Annotated in this window: 13 protein-coding genes; 8 read left to right on the top strand and 5 right to left on the bottom strand. The window is 64.0% G+C overall.

Annotation, left to right across the window (positions count from 1 at the left end; translation table 11 throughout):
- Positions 1-204: 204 nt before the first annotated feature.
- Both IEW02_RS22405 and IEW02_RS22400 read left to right on the top strand, forming a co-directional pair.
- Positions 205-1,476, top strand: a complete 1,272-nt coding sequence (locus tag IEW02_RS22405; protein WP_188547166.1) for a GGDEF domain-containing protein — start codon at positions 205-207, stop codon at positions 1,474-1,476.
- A 186-nt stretch (positions 1,477-1,662) separates the two neighbouring features.
- Positions 1,663-2,163 (top strand): hypothetical protein, encoded by a 501-nt coding sequence (locus IEW02_RS22400; protein WP_188547157.1) that lies wholly within the window; start codon positions 1,663-1,665, stop codon positions 2,161-2,163.
- Positions 2,164-2,190: 27 nt separating this feature from the next.
- Here the strand turns inward: IEW02_RS22400 and IEW02_RS22395 are convergent, their stop codons facing one another.
- Genes IEW02_RS22395 through IEW02_RS22385 form a run of 3 tightly spaced genes read right to left on the bottom strand, consistent with a single transcriptional unit; the run spans position 2,191 to position 5,598 of the window.
- Entirely contained in the window at positions 2,191-3,186 is a 996-nt protein-coding gene (locus IEW02_RS22395; RefSeq protein WP_188547155.1) for an LLM class flavin-dependent oxidoreductase, read from the bottom strand.
- A 41-nt stretch (positions 3,187-3,227) separates the two neighbouring features.
- Positions 3,228-4,760: an acyl-CoA synthetase gene (locus IEW02_RS22390; protein WP_188547153.1), complete on the bottom strand. Its 1,533-nt coding sequence runs from the start codon at positions 4,758-4,760 to the stop codon at positions 3,228-3,230.
- Positions 4,761-4,794: 34 nt separating this feature from the next.
- The gene (locus IEW02_RS22385; protein ID WP_188547151.1) at positions 4,795-5,598 is read right to left on the bottom strand and encodes an SDR family NAD(P)-dependent oxidoreductase; all 804 of its coding nucleotides are present in this window, start codon (positions 5,596-5,598) and stop codon (positions 4,795-4,797) included.
- 186 nt (positions 5,599-5,784) lie between these two features.
- Between IEW02_RS22385 and IEW02_RS22380 the strand changes: the two genes are divergently transcribed.
- From IEW02_RS22380 to IEW02_RS22365, 4 genes are all read left to right on the top strand, one after another.
- Entirely contained in the window at positions 5,785-6,405 is a 621-nt protein-coding gene (locus IEW02_RS22380; protein WP_188547149.1) for a TetR/AcrR family transcriptional regulator, read from the top strand.
- 485 nt (positions 6,406-6,890) lie between these two features.
- On the top strand, positions 6,891-7,652 hold the full coding sequence (locus tag IEW02_RS22375; RefSeq protein ID WP_188547147.1) for an IclR family transcriptional regulator: 762 nt from the start codon (positions 6,891-6,893) through the stop codon (positions 7,650-7,652).
- 129 nt (positions 7,653-7,781) lie between these two features.
- Positions 7,782-8,747, top strand: coding sequence for a PDR/VanB family oxidoreductase (locus IEW02_RS22370; RefSeq protein WP_188547626.1), 966 nt, complete (start codon positions 7,782-7,784; stop codon positions 8,745-8,747).
- Between the two features lie 20 nt (positions 8,748-8,767).
- The gene (locus tag IEW02_RS22365; protein ID WP_188547145.1) at positions 8,768-9,985 is read left to right on the top strand and encodes a cytochrome P450; all 1,218 of its coding nucleotides are present in this window, start codon (positions 8,768-8,770) and stop codon (positions 9,983-9,985) included.
- Positions 9,986-10,050: 65 nt separating this feature from the next.
- Here the strand turns inward: IEW02_RS22365 and IEW02_RS22360 are convergent, their stop codons facing one another.
- Positions 10,051-11,049, bottom strand: coding sequence for a sugar phosphate isomerase/epimerase family protein (locus IEW02_RS22360; RefSeq protein ID WP_188547144.1), 999 nt, complete (start codon positions 11,047-11,049; stop codon positions 10,051-10,053).
- Between the two features lie 30 nt (positions 11,050-11,079).
- Entirely contained in the window at positions 11,080-12,288 is a 1,209-nt protein-coding gene (locus IEW02_RS22355; protein WP_188547142.1) for a Gfo/Idh/MocA family protein, read from the bottom strand.
- A 128-nt stretch (positions 12,289-12,416) separates the two neighbouring features.
- Between IEW02_RS22355 and IEW02_RS22350 the strand changes: the two genes are divergently transcribed.
- A complete protein-coding gene (locus IEW02_RS22350) occupies positions 12,417-13,427 on the top strand; it encodes a LacI family DNA-binding transcriptional regulator (RefSeq protein WP_188547140.1) in 1,011 nt (336 codons plus the stop codon).
- 93 nt (positions 13,428-13,520) lie between these two features.
- Positions 13,521-14,510 carry a substrate-binding domain-containing protein gene (locus tag IEW02_RS22345; protein ID WP_188547138.1) on the top strand — a complete coding sequence of 330 codons (990 nt, stop codon included), beginning with the start codon at positions 13,521-13,523 and terminating at the stop codon, positions 14,508-14,510.
- Positions 14,511-14,526 lie beyond the last annotated feature (16 nt).

Genomic DNA, 14,526 nt, shown 5'->3' with positions numbered 1-14,526 from the left:
TGCATGTACTGACTTCAGTTCATGTTAGCTGCCTTCATGAATCACCGACGTGAAAGGAGAGGACAGACCCCATCGCCTCCTCACGTGGTGTCGGGTTTTCGGCTTTTCGACAAATACGCATCACCGCGAAGAAGTAGGGTCTGTCGGTAGCACGGTCGAGCAGTAGCCGCGGAACTGCCTGCCACGAGACGGATAGGAATGGTGATGATCGACGACACATTCCCCTTCGGCGCGCCGCCGCCGCATGTGTCCTCGATCTGCCCGCACACGGCTTCCATCGGCATCACCCGGTTCCACATCAAGACCTCGTACTTGGAATGGGACATCCGCGCTGCTTCGATATTCGCCGCCGCCGGCGATGACAGACCGGCCCTCGACATCTGGCGAAGCCGAGTGCATCCAGACGACACCCACTTGCTCAGCGACCTCTACAGCGACGCCCGGGCGTCGATCGGCGCCGAGTGTATCTATCGAATCCAACTTCCCGACAACACGATTCGGTTCGTACTCACGCGCAGTGTCGCAGTCGAACAGTCGCGCGACGGCACCCCCGAAATCTTGACCGGCGTTGTCTCGCTCCTACCGGCGCAGAACCGAGCAGTCACCGGCGATCGGCTCACGGCCATCCTCGACAACGTCTCGCTCGGATTCGCCATCGTCGACATCGACATGACGGTCCTGTTCGTCAACGCTCAGACCGAACGTCACCTCGGTATGGCCCGATCCGATCTCGTCGGACGCAATCTCCATGAAGCACTACCCGTGTTCAAGGGGTCGTACTTCGACGATCTGCATCGTACTGCGGTAGCCACCCGGTCGGAAGTCACAGTCGAAGTACAGGCACTGGTCATTCCGGGCAGAACAATAGAAGTAACCGCGAACTACGTGGACGGTGTCGTTGCCATCAGTTTCCGCGACGTCAGCGAAACCAGGATCGCCTCGTCGCGTTTGCTGGCGGCGTATCGGGATTTGTTGGACAAGTCGCGGTTGGATGACCTCACTGGGGTTCTCAACCGCTCCGCGCTGTTCGAGCGGATCGATCGAACCACATCAGCCACATCTCCCCTGTCGGCTCTGTTGTTCATCGACCTCGACGATTTCAAAGCCATCAACGACACGTATGGCCACCCGATCGGTGATCACGTTCTTCGGACAACGGCCGAAAGGCTCGCGTCGGCGTGCGGACCGAACGTCGTCCTGGGCCGCATCGGTGGCGACGAATTCGTCGCCGCCGTGTTCGGCAGTACACATTCGCCGACGACAATCGCCGAGGCCATGAGAAGCGCCGTCGCACGGCCGCTGAAGATCACCGACGTGGACATTTCGGTGACGATCAGCATCGGGATCGCTACCGGCACTCCGTCCAGCACTCTCGAGGACCTGTTGACTCGAGCCGACATAGCGCTGTACGAGGCCAAATCGGGCGACTGCCGGATCTCGGGAACCCGACTGCGCCGAGACGAACGCGATCGTTGAACCACGGATCGCGTCTGCGGAGATTGACGAACGGTCGATAGAAACCATTCGAAACAAGACTGCAAGTACGACGAAACGCATCTAACAGGACTCGGGATTCGACATGCGCAACAAGGCGGCACCGACACCGGAGAATGCGCCGACAACGCTCGGACATCGCCCCGAGAATGCGCCATAATTCGACATGTGGACAAGCGCAGCCCCTTCGCACGCACTCTCGTGTGGCAACTGCCGACGTCCGGGGCCGTGGACGTTCCCCATACCGACGTTGCCGCGCGTCCACCCGAGGTCTGGATAGAAGCTCTCGCTGCTGTGTCGCGAGACCTTCGATGCAGAAAATACGGCGGCCCGGTAGTGAACGACCGACTGCGCTGGCAGCTGACCTTCGACACGGATTACCTCGTCACCGTGGGATTGCTCGACATCGACACGGCGCTGGGGTGGGCGCACCGAGGTCGACTCGCCGTGGACGCAAGCTACGCCACAGCGGTCGCGTGGATCGCGAGCACCGTCCAGTCCCATCTGTCGCGAATCGACCACGTCGATTGGCCCGCGCACGGTGGACGCACTCTCGTTCTCACGACCGTCGCCGGACTCGGCGTCTGGCAAGACCACTACGGAGAACATGGCATCGAAATCGGCAACCTGTGCCGCCAGGGCGGCGAGTCCGAGGTCTGCTCGTGCTGACCGAATACCGCAGTGGTGCAGGGCTTGTCACATGGCGTCGACCTTCGGCATGATGTCGTTCTTGAGGCGCTTCATGTCGTCCATCGTCTTCGGGGTCGGCACGTCCGCGAACGGCGGCCAGATCAACAGCTTGGTCAGGCCTGCCTCGCGGTAGCGCTTGAGCATGTCGGTCACCTGCCGTTCGGAACCGACGAGCAGATTCGTCGCTTTCCCTGCCAGGGTCTGGTCCATGTCGACATCGGTGATGACGGTCCAGATCATGCTTGCGATGTCGAGGTCGTCCACTGTGCGAGTCGTGTCCAGCGCATCGAGCTCGGTGGCGATGCCCGCACGCCAGGTCGCGATCTCTTCGGGCGAGTCCTGAATGCCGATCCACCCGTCCAATCCGTACTTCGCAACGCGTTTCGCCGCCCGCTTGGCGTCCTTCAACCCGCTGAAATACATGGGAGGTCGGGGCTGCTGCAGCGGCTTCATTCCAAACCCGCTGGGACCGAAATCGGCGAACTCGCCGTGGTATTCGAACACCTCGTTCGCCCAGATACCCTGCAGGATCTCGATGGTCTCGCGCAGGTGTTGGTGACGGCGGGGGAAGATGTGACTCGCACTCGCCGCGGCGAACTCCTCGGGCATCCACCCCGCTCCGACGGCGACGTTGAGGCGCCCGCTGCTGAGGTGGTCGATGGTGGCGAGTTCGGCGGCGAGCACCCCGGGCGCACGGTAGGGCGTATCGATGATGCTCATCCCGATCCTGACCTTCGTGGTCTTCGCGGCGAGCCATGGAATGAGTGGGAATCCCTGCAGGAACTGGCCTCTGGACGAGACCGGGAGCTGTTTGGGCAACTCGTGCATCATTCCGAAGGCGTATTCCATCTCCGCGCGATCGGACGCCTCGGGGACGATGATGCGGTCGAGTGTCCACACGGATTCGAAGTCGAGCTCCTCCGCCAGGCGCGTGAGGTCCTCGAGTTCGGCGACGGTGACCTTTTCGCGAAAGTTGGGAAGGTACAGGGCTAGTTCGAGCATGGTCTTCTCCTGTGTTCGGATTGTCCGGTAGGTTCGGGGGGTCAGGTGCCGGTCAGGGTCGCTCGGATGTCGGTCTTGAGGATCTTCCCGACGGTCGATCGAGGAAGGTCGCTCCACACCTCGATTTGCTTGGGCGCCTTGACACTTCCGACGCGATCCTTGACGAAACGGACCACTTCGTCGGTGTCGACCGAGGCACCGTCGTGCAGCAGGACGACAGCAGTGACCCGCTCGCCCCACTTCTCGTCGGGGAGTCCGATGACGGCGCAGTCGCGGACAGCGTCGTGGGCCATCAGCGCCTGCTCCACCTCCGCGGAGTACACGTTGAATCCGCCGGTGATGATCATGTCCTTGGCGCGGTCGACGATGTAGAGAAAGCCGTCGTCGTCGAGGAAGCCGATGTCGCCGGTGTGGTGCCACCCATGGGCCGACGCCTCTGCGGTGGCCTCCGGATTCTTGTAGTAGCCGGCCATCACCAACGGGCCGCGCACGCAGACCTCGCCGCGTGCACCCGCGGGGACCGCGGCCCCGTTGTCGTCGAGGATCGCCACTGTCACAAGCGGAGACGGTGTTCCGGCGCTCGACAGCCTCGCGTGATCGATGCTGCCATCCGGGCGGCGATGCTGCGCCGGCGACAGTGTCGAGATCATCATGGGGGCTTCGGATTGGCCGAACAGTTGGGCCATCGGGCCGATTCGGTCCAGAGCCTCCGCCAGTCGGGTGGTGGACATCGGTGCCGCGCCGTACCAAAAGCATTGCAGCGACTCAAGATCGGTGTTGTTCAGCGACTGGTGTGCGAGCGCCATGTAGATCAGGGTGGGCGGCAGAAACGTGTGCGTGATCCGATGCGTTTCGACCAGTTCGAGGAACTCGCCGACATCCGGGTGATCCATCACCACGATTTCGCCCCCCAGCGACATGATCGGGAAGCACAGAACACCTGCGGCATGGGTGAGCGGCGCCAGAGCCAGGTAGCGCGGCCGCCCGTCGAACGGATACCGCATCAAGACCACCGCGGTCATCGTCTGCAGATTCCGATCGGTGAGCATGACTCCCTTCGGGCGACCGGTTGTTCCGCCCGTCCCGACGAGCGCGACGACGTCGTCGACGGGGATGACGTCGACCGAGACGTCGGCGTCCGCTGCTGCAAGCCAGTCGGCGAAACCTGTTGCGACATCGTCTCCCTCACCGATCCGGACGAGGGCGACCAGCTTGGACAACTGCGGTGCTATCTGGCCCACGAGAGCATCGAAAACCGGTTGGTAGATCAGCGTCGTGCAGTCGAACAGGTCGAGGAGGTCGGCGTTCTCCCGCGCCGTGTTACGAGGATTGATCGGGCACCACACGGCGCCCGCGCGGGCGATGCCGAAGACGCACGCGAACGAGGTCGGGTGGTTGGCCGACAGGATGCCGACCTTCTGACCGGGTTCGACGCCGGAGCGCCGGAGCGCCTTCGCGACCGAATGCGAGAGCGCGACGACCTCGCCGTACGTCATCGACTCGCCGTGCAGAGTCATGCACGGCGCGTCCGGTCCGAGGGACGCGCCCTTGTCGAGGTAGAACGCAAGTGTCACAACCGAATCCGTATCGTCGACAGGTACGGCGGCCTCACATGCCCATTCCGCCGTCGACAGGCAGTCCGGCGCCGGTGATGAACTTGGCGGCGTCGGAGGACAGGAAAACCACCGCGTCGGCCATGTCGTCGACCTGGCCGAGACGACCGAGAGGAGTCAGCTCGGCGACCGCGCCGGCTGCCGCTTCCGGCGACTCGAAGAGGCCGAGCGCAGCGGTCTCGACGGCGAGCTTGTTGCCCATCGCCGTAGGAGTGAGGCCCGGGTAGATGCAGTTGACCCGAACTCCGTACCCGAGCTTCCCGGATTCGGCGGCCGCTACGCGGGTGAGCCGGTCGATGCCGGATTTGGACGCGGAGTACAGCGCGATGCCGGGGAACGCGATCGTTGCGGCAACCGATGCGATGTTGACCACCGATCCACCGGCGCCCGCCGATCCCCCGGGGCGCATCGTTCGGAACGAGTGCTTGATTCCCAGGGCCGTCCCGAGCACGTTGACCGAAAGGAGAGTCGACGCGGCCTCGGCATCGAAATCGATCAGGAGGTCGGTGACCTCGATCCCGGCGTTGTTGACGACGATGTCGAGCCCGCCGAACGCGGCGACGACCGAGGCCGTTGCCGACTCCCATCCCGCATCGTCCCGTACGTCGAGATGGACGAATTCCGCTGTCGCGCCGCCTGAGCGGAGCTTTTCGACCGTTTCGTGGCCGAGCTCGTCGTTGATGTCGGCAACGGCGACAGCCGCGCCCGCGGCCGCCAGTGCAGAGGCCATACCTGCGCCCAGTCCCTGTGCTGCGCCGGTGACCAGCGCCTTTCGGCCTGAGAGGTCGTAACTCGTCATAGAACTGCCCTTTCGAGAAGGACTTGCCGGCTTGGATACCGGGCACAGTCAGCAGAAAATGCGATCTGGGTCACACTACGAAAAGATCTTGACAGACGTCAAGAGAACTTTGGGCAGTCGTCAGAAAACCTGGCGCAGACACGACGAACCACACGTCGACGGCCCCCGCCGTCTTACACTGGTCCGATGGCTACCGGCACGCGAAGAGAGGCACGCGCAGTTCTGCGCGGGCCCGACAAGTTCGCGGCACGTCGCAGCGAGCTCGCAACGGCAACATTGGTGACACTCGCCGAACTGGGGTACGCACGGACGAGCCTGCGTGAGATCGCGCAGAACTCGGCGTTCTCCCACGGAGTCCTGCACTACTACTTTCGCGACAAGCTCGACCTGATCGCCGAGGCTGTCCGGATTTACGAGGACACGTGCGTCACCCGGTACGACGAGGCGGTCGCGAGCGCGTCCACGGCTGCCGAGTTACGCGCCGGGTTCACCACGATGTTCATCGGGACCTTGGTGGACGACTCAGCCCTGCACCGTCTCTGGTACGACCTGCGTAACCAGACGCGCTTCGAGTCCTCACTGCGTTACGAAGTCGGCGAGATCGAGCTGCGCCGTGCGGACATGATCTGGAACGTCGTCAACCGCTACTGCGAGCTCCGCGGCGAGCCCGCTCGGTTGTCGAAACACCTGGTGTACACCACCTTCGACGGGATCTTTCAGAACGGCCTCGACAACCTTCTGAACGGCACCGACGCCGATGTGACGCTCGCACGGGAGTTGCTCGACGAAGCGTTCCGCATGGTCTGAGCGCGCCGCAGTCCTGTTGTGCGCATCAGCGATTCGTCCATCGGTGCCGCGCCGTCCACACGCTCATGTCGGTGCGTTGACGGTGCTCTCTGCCGCCCTCGTGCTCTGGGGAATCGCGCGGGCACGACTCGGCGACTCTCGCGTACACCAAAGCGTCACCGGCCTCTGACGAAACTAGCCCGGTGGCAATGTGGTCATCAGAGCGAACATCGCATGCACTTCTTCGGGAGTAGGTGTCGGCAGACCACCGCGGGCATGGACGAAACCGATACCCCTTCACGAACTGGTCGCGCTGAACTGATGACCCGGCGACGATCGAGTAGGTCGGTTGGAGGCGGTACCCGTCGGGCGTGCACCGCAGCGGGGAGAAGACTCGAACTCCACGACCCCCTGATCGGTTTCCCGGGTTCTGAGCGATCGGAACGGCGGTAATGAACCGCGCGGACCATGGTGCGTGACGTACGTTCTGATCGAGCGGAGGTGCCATGTCTCGTGTCCCCACCGGCGAGTCGGTGTTGGCTCGAGGGGTGCGCATTGTCGAGTCTTTCGGTCTCGACGACCGAGCCTTGACTGTCACCGACATCGCGCGGCGGTCCGGCTTGCATGTTGCGACCGCCTCCCGGCTCATCGAGGAGTTGGTGAGTCTGGGGTGGTTGGAGCGGGACGGACGACTGGTCCGGGTGGGAGTCCGGTTGTGGGAGGTCGCGTCTCGGGCCTCGCCCACGGTGGGTTTACGTGAGGCCGCAATGCCGTTCATGGAGGACTTGCACGCGGTGATCGGACAGCACACGCAGTTGGGTGTAATGGACGGAGGCGAGGTCTTGTTCGTGGAGCGACTCACGGCACGAGGCGCCGCGGTCAACTATTCGCGCGTTGCCGGCCGATTACCGCTGCACGCTTCGTCGTCCGGTCTGGTTCTCCTTGCGCACTCGACGCCCGAGAAGCAGGAGCGCGTCATCGCCGAACCTCTGACGGTGTTCACCGATCGGACACTGCGCACGGGTCGAGAACTGAGGGCGGCATTGGCCGAGGTGAGGCGGCTCGACTACGCGTTCTGTGCGGGCCACATCTTCGAGGAAACTACCGGCATCGCGGTGCCGTTGCGCGATGCCGGTAGTTCGGTCGTTGCAGCCTTGTCGGTGATCGTGCCGAACGATGATGCCGCTCGTGCGCTGATCCCGGCCCTTCAAGCCGCCGGTCGCGGCATCACGCGTGTCATGGCGACCGCGGGGAATCCTGTGCCGTGACGAGACACACACAATTTCTCTCAATTATTGAGAACGCCGTAGCGGCTCCCACTGCTTCCGGGAGATCCTCGATCTGTACGTAAGACGAGGGAGAACCCGATGATCGACAACGACGACTGCGCGACCGTGATGACGAACGACTTCGACAACCACACGGATTCGACTCTGCGAGTGACGGCGAAAGACGTTGTGTCGGAGGGAGTCGTGTCGCTGACGCTCGCTCGTCCAGACGGTAAGCGTCTGCCGGACTGGGCGCCGGGTGCGCACGTCGACCTGATCCTGCCGTCGGGTGTGACCCGGCAGTATTCGCTCTGCGGAAATCGCTGGGACCCGTATACGTTCAGGGTGGGCGTGCTCCGAGAACCGGCCGGACGCGGCGGTTCGGCATTCGTGCACGATGTCCTCTCCGTCGGCGACGTGGTCGGTGTGGGTGGTCCGCGCAACAACTTTCCTCTGGTTCCCGCACCGCGGTACTTGTTCATCGCGGGGGGCATCGGTATCACTCCGTTGATCCCGATGATGGCGCAGGCAGACCTGATGGGTATCGAGTGGACGCTCCTCTATGGGGGACGTACACGGACTTCGATGGGCTTTGTGGACGAACTTGCCGCGTACGGCAACCGAGTCGTGATTGCTCCGCAGGACGAGGTGGGCCTGCTCGACCTGCCGACCTGGCTGACGGCAGCTGCATCCGACGACGCCAAGGTGTATGTGTGTGGACCCGAGCCGCTTCTCGGTGCAGTCGAAAAGTGCTGTGTAGATTGGCCTGTCGGCAAGCTGAGGATGGAACGATTCGTTCCGAAACAGCAGTCCGCACCGGCGCGTACTGCGCCGTTCGAGGTCGAACTCGCACGCAGCGCAGTAACTGTCACCGTGTCTCCGAACGGCAGCGTTCTCGACGCCGTCCAGAATGCGGGCGTCAACGTCTTGTCGTCGTGCCGAGAGGGCACCTGCGGCACGTGTGAGACAACGGTTCTGGACGGCGAGCCGGACCACCGCGATTCGATCCTCGACGATTCCGAACGCGACGGCGCCGGGTGCATGTTCATCTGCGTCTCCCGATCCTGCTCCGACCGCCTCGTTCTCGACCTCTGACTCGACAAGGACTGTGTGACATGACAACTTCCGCGCTTTCAACCGACGTTCCGATCAGCCACGCCGACCCGTTCGGTCTCGACGTTCTGGAGAATCCGCTTCCGTTCCAAGCCGATCTGCGCGACGCCGGCCCGGTGGTGTACCTCGACCGGTACGACGTCTACGCGATGGGCCGCTACGAGCAGGTCCACGCCGCCCTCACCGACTGGCAAGGGTTCCAATCCGCAGCCGGCGTGGGACTGAGCAACTTTCGGTACGAAACCCCCTGGCGGCCACCGAGTGTGCTGCTCGAGACCGACGCACCGCACCACGACGCACCGCGTGCTGTGGCCTCCAAGGTTCTCGGACCGCGGGCCCTGACCAAGCTCCGAGCGGCGTGGTTCGCCGACGCCGAGACCCTCGTCGACCAGGTTCTGAGCACTCACAGCGAATTCGACGCCGTGACCGAGCTCGCAGCTGCGTTCCCCCTCCGGGTGTTCCCCGACGCCGTAGGCATACCCGAGGCGGGACGCGAAAATCTGCTTCCCTACGGAGACCACCTGTTCAATGCCTTCGGGCCCGTCAATTCGCTGGTGGACAAAGGGTTACCGCGCGTCGGAGAGCTGTCCTCGTGGGTGAAAGCCCAGTGCGCGCGTGACATGCTCTCGAACGGCGGTTTCGGCGCCGAGATCTGGGCGGCCGCAGACCGCGGCGACATCACCCACGACCAAGCACCGTTGATCGTGCGCTCACTGCTGTCTGCCGGTGTCGACACCACCGTCAACGGGTTGGCCGCCCTGCTCTATGCGTTGGCGAACAACCCGCTTCAGTGGGCGGAGCTTCGCAGCAACCCCTCGGCATTGGCGAAGACCGCGTTCGACGAAGCTGTGCGGTGGGAATCCCCGGTACAGACCTTCTTCCGGACGGCCACCGCCGACATCGAAGTCGGCGGAACGATCATCCCCGACGGGCAGAAGATCCTGATGTTCCTCGGCTCCGCCAACCGTGATCCCCGACGGTGGACCGACCCGGACGTCTTCGACCTGACCCGCAACCCGTCAGGTCACGTCGGGTACGGCATGGGGATCCACCAGTGCGTCGGTCAGCACGTCGCCAGGCTCGAAGCCGAAGCACTCCTCACCGCACTCGCACATCGAATCGAATCGATCGAGCCCACCGCACCGGCGACAAGGCACCTGAACAACACACTTCGCTCCTGGCAATCGATACCTGTACGGGTGACGCTGCGTCAGCTGTGAGTTCCATTCTGCAACACGACTCGTGACGTGCCCGGGCGGGTAAGCAACCCGATTCGGTCCGACGCTCAGATCCCGGCGGACTTCTTCGCCGCGAGGAGTGTGTCCGCTGCGATCTGCAAACCCTCCAATGCGCTGTACGCGGTGTCTTCGTGCTCGATGTTCACCGCCATGTTCGGATCGATCTTGTTCAGCGCGGAGAGGAACCGAGCCCAGAAGTCGGTGTCGTGGCCGTTGCCGACGGCGACGAAGTCCCACGCCGAATCCTCCGGCCATTTGTTCACCACGTGCTTGCCGCCGAGGCTGACGGGGTTCTGATCGGCGGGGATGCGGGTGAAGCGGTCGTCGAGGACGCCGTAGATCGCGCAATTCGGGTTGATCCGGGTGTCCTTCGCTGCGGCGTGAAAGACCAACGGCCCCAACCACTCGATGGCCTTGATCGGGTCGATGCCCTGCCAGAACAGGTGCGACGGATCCATCTCCGCGCCGACGTTCGTCGCGCCGACCTTGTCGACCAAACGCTTCATCGTCGGGGGGTTGAACACCAGGTTCTGCGGGTGCATCTCGATGGCGACCTTGACCCCGTTCTCTCGGGCCAGAGCATCGATTTCCTTCCAGAACGGCACCGCGACCTCGTCCCACTGGTAGTCCTGCGAATCGAGATACCCACTGTCCCAGGTATTGACGTGCCACGCCGGCCACGTCCCACCGGCATGTGCGGCGGGGAGACCCGACATGGTGACCACCCGGTCGATGCCGAGAAGGCCGGCGACCTTGATCGAGTTGCGCAGATCGTCCGCGTCCTCCGGGCCGACCTCCGGATCCGGGTGCAGCGGATTGCCGTTGCAGTTCAGGCCGGCGATCGAGACACCGGTGTCCTCGAACGTCGCGAGGTAGTCCGCCGGCGAGACGGCACCCGAGAGCAGGTCCGCGACCGGGATGTGCACCGGGGGAAGGAATCCGCCGGAGTTGATCTCGATCCCCTCCAACCCCAGTGAGGCAACGGTTTTCAGAGCCTCGGGCAGAGGTTTGTCGTGCAGGATCGCGTTGTAGACGCCGAGTTTCATCGAAGTGTCCTTAGGTGAGACGGAAGTGAATCAGATCTTGACGGCGATGCCGCCACCGGCCGCCGATTCGGCGATGGCGGTGACGATCTGCATACCGCGCAGACCGTGGGCGAAGTCGGGCAACTGCGGTAGTCCGCCGTCCACACCGCCCGATGTCGACCGGCCTCCGGCCTGCCCGGCGACCTGATCGAGGAACGCACGAGCCTGGAACGCGAAGAACTCGGCCTTGCCGTGGCCGACACCGGCTGCGTCCATGGGGATTCCGCCGCGGATGTACGGGTGCTGCGGTCCGATGATGACCCGCCGAGGTCCGTTGACGGTGTCGTCGATGTCGGTGGTCGAGATGTGGAATTCGGAGGCACGATCGAGCGACCAGGACGCGGAGCCGCCGGTTCCGAACAGATCGAACGACAACCCGTCAGGATTGGAGTGGGACACCCGAGAAGCGGAGAAGGTCCCGAGGAACCCGCCGGCGAATCGTGCGGTGAATGTGGCAACGTCCTCGTTCTCCACCGGCGCCATGTCACCGGTCGTCTCGGCCTTGGTGTGGCCGTAGGTGACACCGACCGGGACGGGGCGATCGGTGATCACGGTCGAGAACGCGGCGCCGCGTACCTCGACGACCGGACCGCAGACGAACTCGGCGAGGTCGATGAGGTGACTGCCGACGTCGGCCAGGGCGCCCGTTCCGGGGCCGCCGCGGTAACGCCAGGTCATCGGCCCCGTGGGATCGAGCGAATAGTCCGCGCGGTAGCGACCGTCGAAGTGCACGATGTCGCCTATCCTGCCTTTCGCCAACTCGTCGGCGATGGCCTGCACCGCAGGCGAACGACGGTATGTGTAACCGACGGTGGCGATTCCGGTCGATTCGGCAGCTGCGGCGACCATCGATTCCGCGTCCTCGATGGAGCCGGCAAGTGGCTTCTCGCACAGCACGTTCTTGCCGGCGGCGAGCAATCCCTCGACGATGTCGCGGTGCAGGTGGTTGGCCACGACGACGCTGACCGCATCGATGTCGTCCGCATCGGCGATGGCCTGCCAGCTGTATTCGGCGCGTTCGTAGCCGTACCGCTTGGCGGTGTCGTCGGCCACTGCGACGTTGGTATCGGCCACGGCCACCAGTCGGACGGCGGGGCGGTCGGTGTCGAACAGGGTCGAGGCCATACGGTAGCCGGCCGCGTGCGCACGTCCGGCCATTCCGCCGCCGATGACGGCTACGCCGATCGAGTCGAGTGTCATGGGTGCTCTCTCAGATTGGAGATGGAGTCGAGGTGGTCTGTTCCGGTCTATTGAACCGGTCTAGTTCGACTACTATGAGACACGGGTCACGACGGTGTCAAGCATGAACTCGAACGAGGAGATGATCGATGAAGTCGGACGGCGCTCGCGCAACGACGATGCAAGACGTCGCAGATCGCGCCGGCGTGTCCAAAGCGCTGGTCAGCATGATCTTTCGCGGCGTACAGGGGCCCAGCGCGGCGACCCGCGATCGCGTCATGGAAGTTGCCGACGCGCTGGACTACCGACCCAATCGCAGCGCAGCACTGCTCTCCCTGCGCCGCACCCACCTCATCGGCGTGATGACCAGCATTCGCAACACCTTCCACACCGAGATGGTCGAACACATCGTCGAGCAGGCCGACCGGCACGGGTACGAGGTGGTCCTCGGTCCCGTCACCCCCACGCGGGACGAGGAGAGCGTGATGCGCACACTGCTCGACTTCCGTTGCGAAGCAATCATTCTGCTCGGACCGGAGATCGACGCCGACACCATGAAAGAATGGAACAAGCGAGTGCCGCTGGTAGTGGTGGGTCGTCGAATGCCGGGATCCGAGCTCGACGTGGTCCGCGCGGGCGACCTGCGAGGAATGGGCGCCGTGGTCGATCACCTGGTCGAGCTCGGGCACGAACGCATCCTGCATCTGACCGGTGGGTCCAATCCCATTGCGGCGGACCGACGCACCGGGTACATCAGGGCGATGCACCGCCACGGTCTCGACGCCTACGTCCAGGTGATCGACGGCGACTTCACCGAGAAGTCCGGAGTCCGCGCGGCCGAGGAGATCGTGGGGATGCGCACCCGGCCGACCGCCGTCGTCGCGTCGAACGACCGCAGTGCCGTCGGCCTTCTCGATTCCCTGCAACGGGCCGGCATCTCGGTGCCCGGTGACATGTCTGTCACTGGCTACGACGACAGCGTTCTCGCCCACCTCGCGCACGTCGACCTCACTTCCGTCAGCCAGGAACCCCGCGACCAGGCGACGAGGGCGGTCGACGCGGCCGTCGAACGTCTGGACAAGGGGCGCACCGAGGCCCTGTCCGTCGTCCTGAGACCACGCCTCATCGCGCGATCCACTTCCGGTCCTGCACCCGCCTGATCGGACCGCTTGACAGGACAATGTGGCATAGGTCATAGTCGCTGAACTAGACCGGTCAAATAGACGCGTCTACTCATCGAGAAAGTAGACACTGTGACCACGAGACGACGCGTATCGATCGTTGTAGCCCTCGCCGCTGCAACAACTCTGGCGGCATGCAGCAGCACCGGTGGCGCGCCGGAGTCCTCCGGCGGCGGCGGTAACGCGGGGACGGCGGATACCCCGCGTGCAACCATTGCGATGATCACCCATGCCCCTCCCGGTGACACGTTCTGGGATCTCATCCGCCGCGGCGCGGAAGCTGCGGCCGCGAAGGACAACATCGATCTTCAGTACAACGGCGACGTCGACGCACCCAACCAGGCGAACCTCGTTCAGAACGCGCTCGACTCCGACGTCGACGCCATCGCGGTCACCCTCGCCAAGCCCGACGCCATGGCACCGAACGTGGAAAAGGCTGTAGCAGCACAGGTTCCCGTAGTCGCCTTCAACTCCGGCTACGACAACTGGAAAGACATGGGCGTCTCGGCCTACTTCGGCCAGGACGAGCGGACGTTGGGAATCGCGGCGGGAGAGCGCCTGAAAACCGATGGAGCCACCAACGCGATCTGCGTGATCCAGGAGCAGGGCGCGGTCTCGCTCGAGGCCCGGTGCGCCGGTGTTGCCGAAGGATTCGGCGGCAAGATCGAGAACCTGAACGTCAACGGTCAAGATCTACCCTCCGTGCAGGCCACCATTCAGGCCAAGCTGCAACAGGATCCGAGCATCGACTCCGTCCTGACCCTCGGTGCACCGATCGCCCTCGCGGCAGTCGAGTCGACCAAGTCCGCGGGCAGCGACGCCAAGATCGCGACGTTCGACACGAACGGCGCCCTGGTCGATTCCATCAAGGCCGGTGACGTGCAGTGGGCCATCGACCAGCAGCCGTACCTGCAGGGTTACCTGGCAGTGGACTCGCTGTGGCTGTACCTCAACAACAAGAACACGATCGGTGGTGGCCAAGCTGTGCTCACCGGACCGTCCTTCATCGACTCGTCCAACATCGACGCGATTGCCGACCTGGCCAAGGGCGGCACTCGCTGAGCCCGGCCTCGCAAGG

The sequence above is a fragment of the Rhodococcoides trifolii genome, assembly GCF_014635345.1.
GTDB lineage: Bacteria > Actinomycetota > Actinomycetes > Mycobacteriales > Mycobacteriaceae > Rhodococcoides > Rhodococcoides trifolii.
The sequence above is the reverse complement of the archived record's forward strand: the minus strand, read 5'-3'. Positions and strand labels throughout refer to the sequence as shown.

What these genes read in the sequence shown, in the direction of transcription:
- IEW02_RS22405 (WP_188547166.1), top strand. Translation starts at nt 205, where the DNA reads ATGATCGACGACACATTCCCCTTCGGCGCGCCGCCGCCGCATGTGTCC.
- IEW02_RS22395 (WP_188547155.1), bottom strand. Translation starts at nt 3,186, where the DNA reads ATGCTCGAACTAGCCCTGTACCTTCCCAACTTTCGCGAAAAGGTCACC.
- IEW02_RS22385 (WP_188547151.1), bottom strand. Translation starts at nt 5,598, where the DNA reads ATGACGAGTTACGACCTCTCAGGCCGAAAGGCGCTGGTCACCGGCGCA.
- IEW02_RS22380 (WP_188547149.1), top strand. Translation starts at nt 5,785, where the DNA reads ATGGCTACCGGCACGCGAAGAGAGGCACGCGCAGTTCTGCGCGGGCCC.
- IEW02_RS22375 (WP_188547147.1), top strand. Translation starts at nt 6,891, where the DNA reads ATGTCTCGTGTCCCCACCGGCGAGTCGGTGTTGGCTCGAGGGGTGCGC.
- IEW02_RS22370 (WP_188547626.1), top strand. Translation starts at nt 7,782, where the DNA reads ATGACGAACGACTTCGACAACCACACGGATTCGACTCTGCGAGTGACG.
- IEW02_RS22365 (WP_188547145.1), top strand. Translation starts at nt 8,768, where the DNA reads ATGACAACTTCCGCGCTTTCAACCGACGTTCCGATCAGCCACGCCGAC.
- IEW02_RS22360 (WP_188547144.1), bottom strand. Translation starts at nt 11,049, where the DNA reads ATGAAACTCGGCGTCTACAACGCGATCCTGCACGACAAACCTCTGCCC.
- IEW02_RS22355 (WP_188547142.1), bottom strand. Translation starts at nt 12,288, where the DNA reads ATGACACTCGACTCGATCGGCGTAGCCGTCATCGGCGGCGGAATGGCC.
- IEW02_RS22350 (WP_188547140.1), top strand. Translation starts at nt 12,417, where the DNA reads ATGAAGTCGGACGGCGCTCGCGCAACGACGATGCAAGACGTCGCAGAT.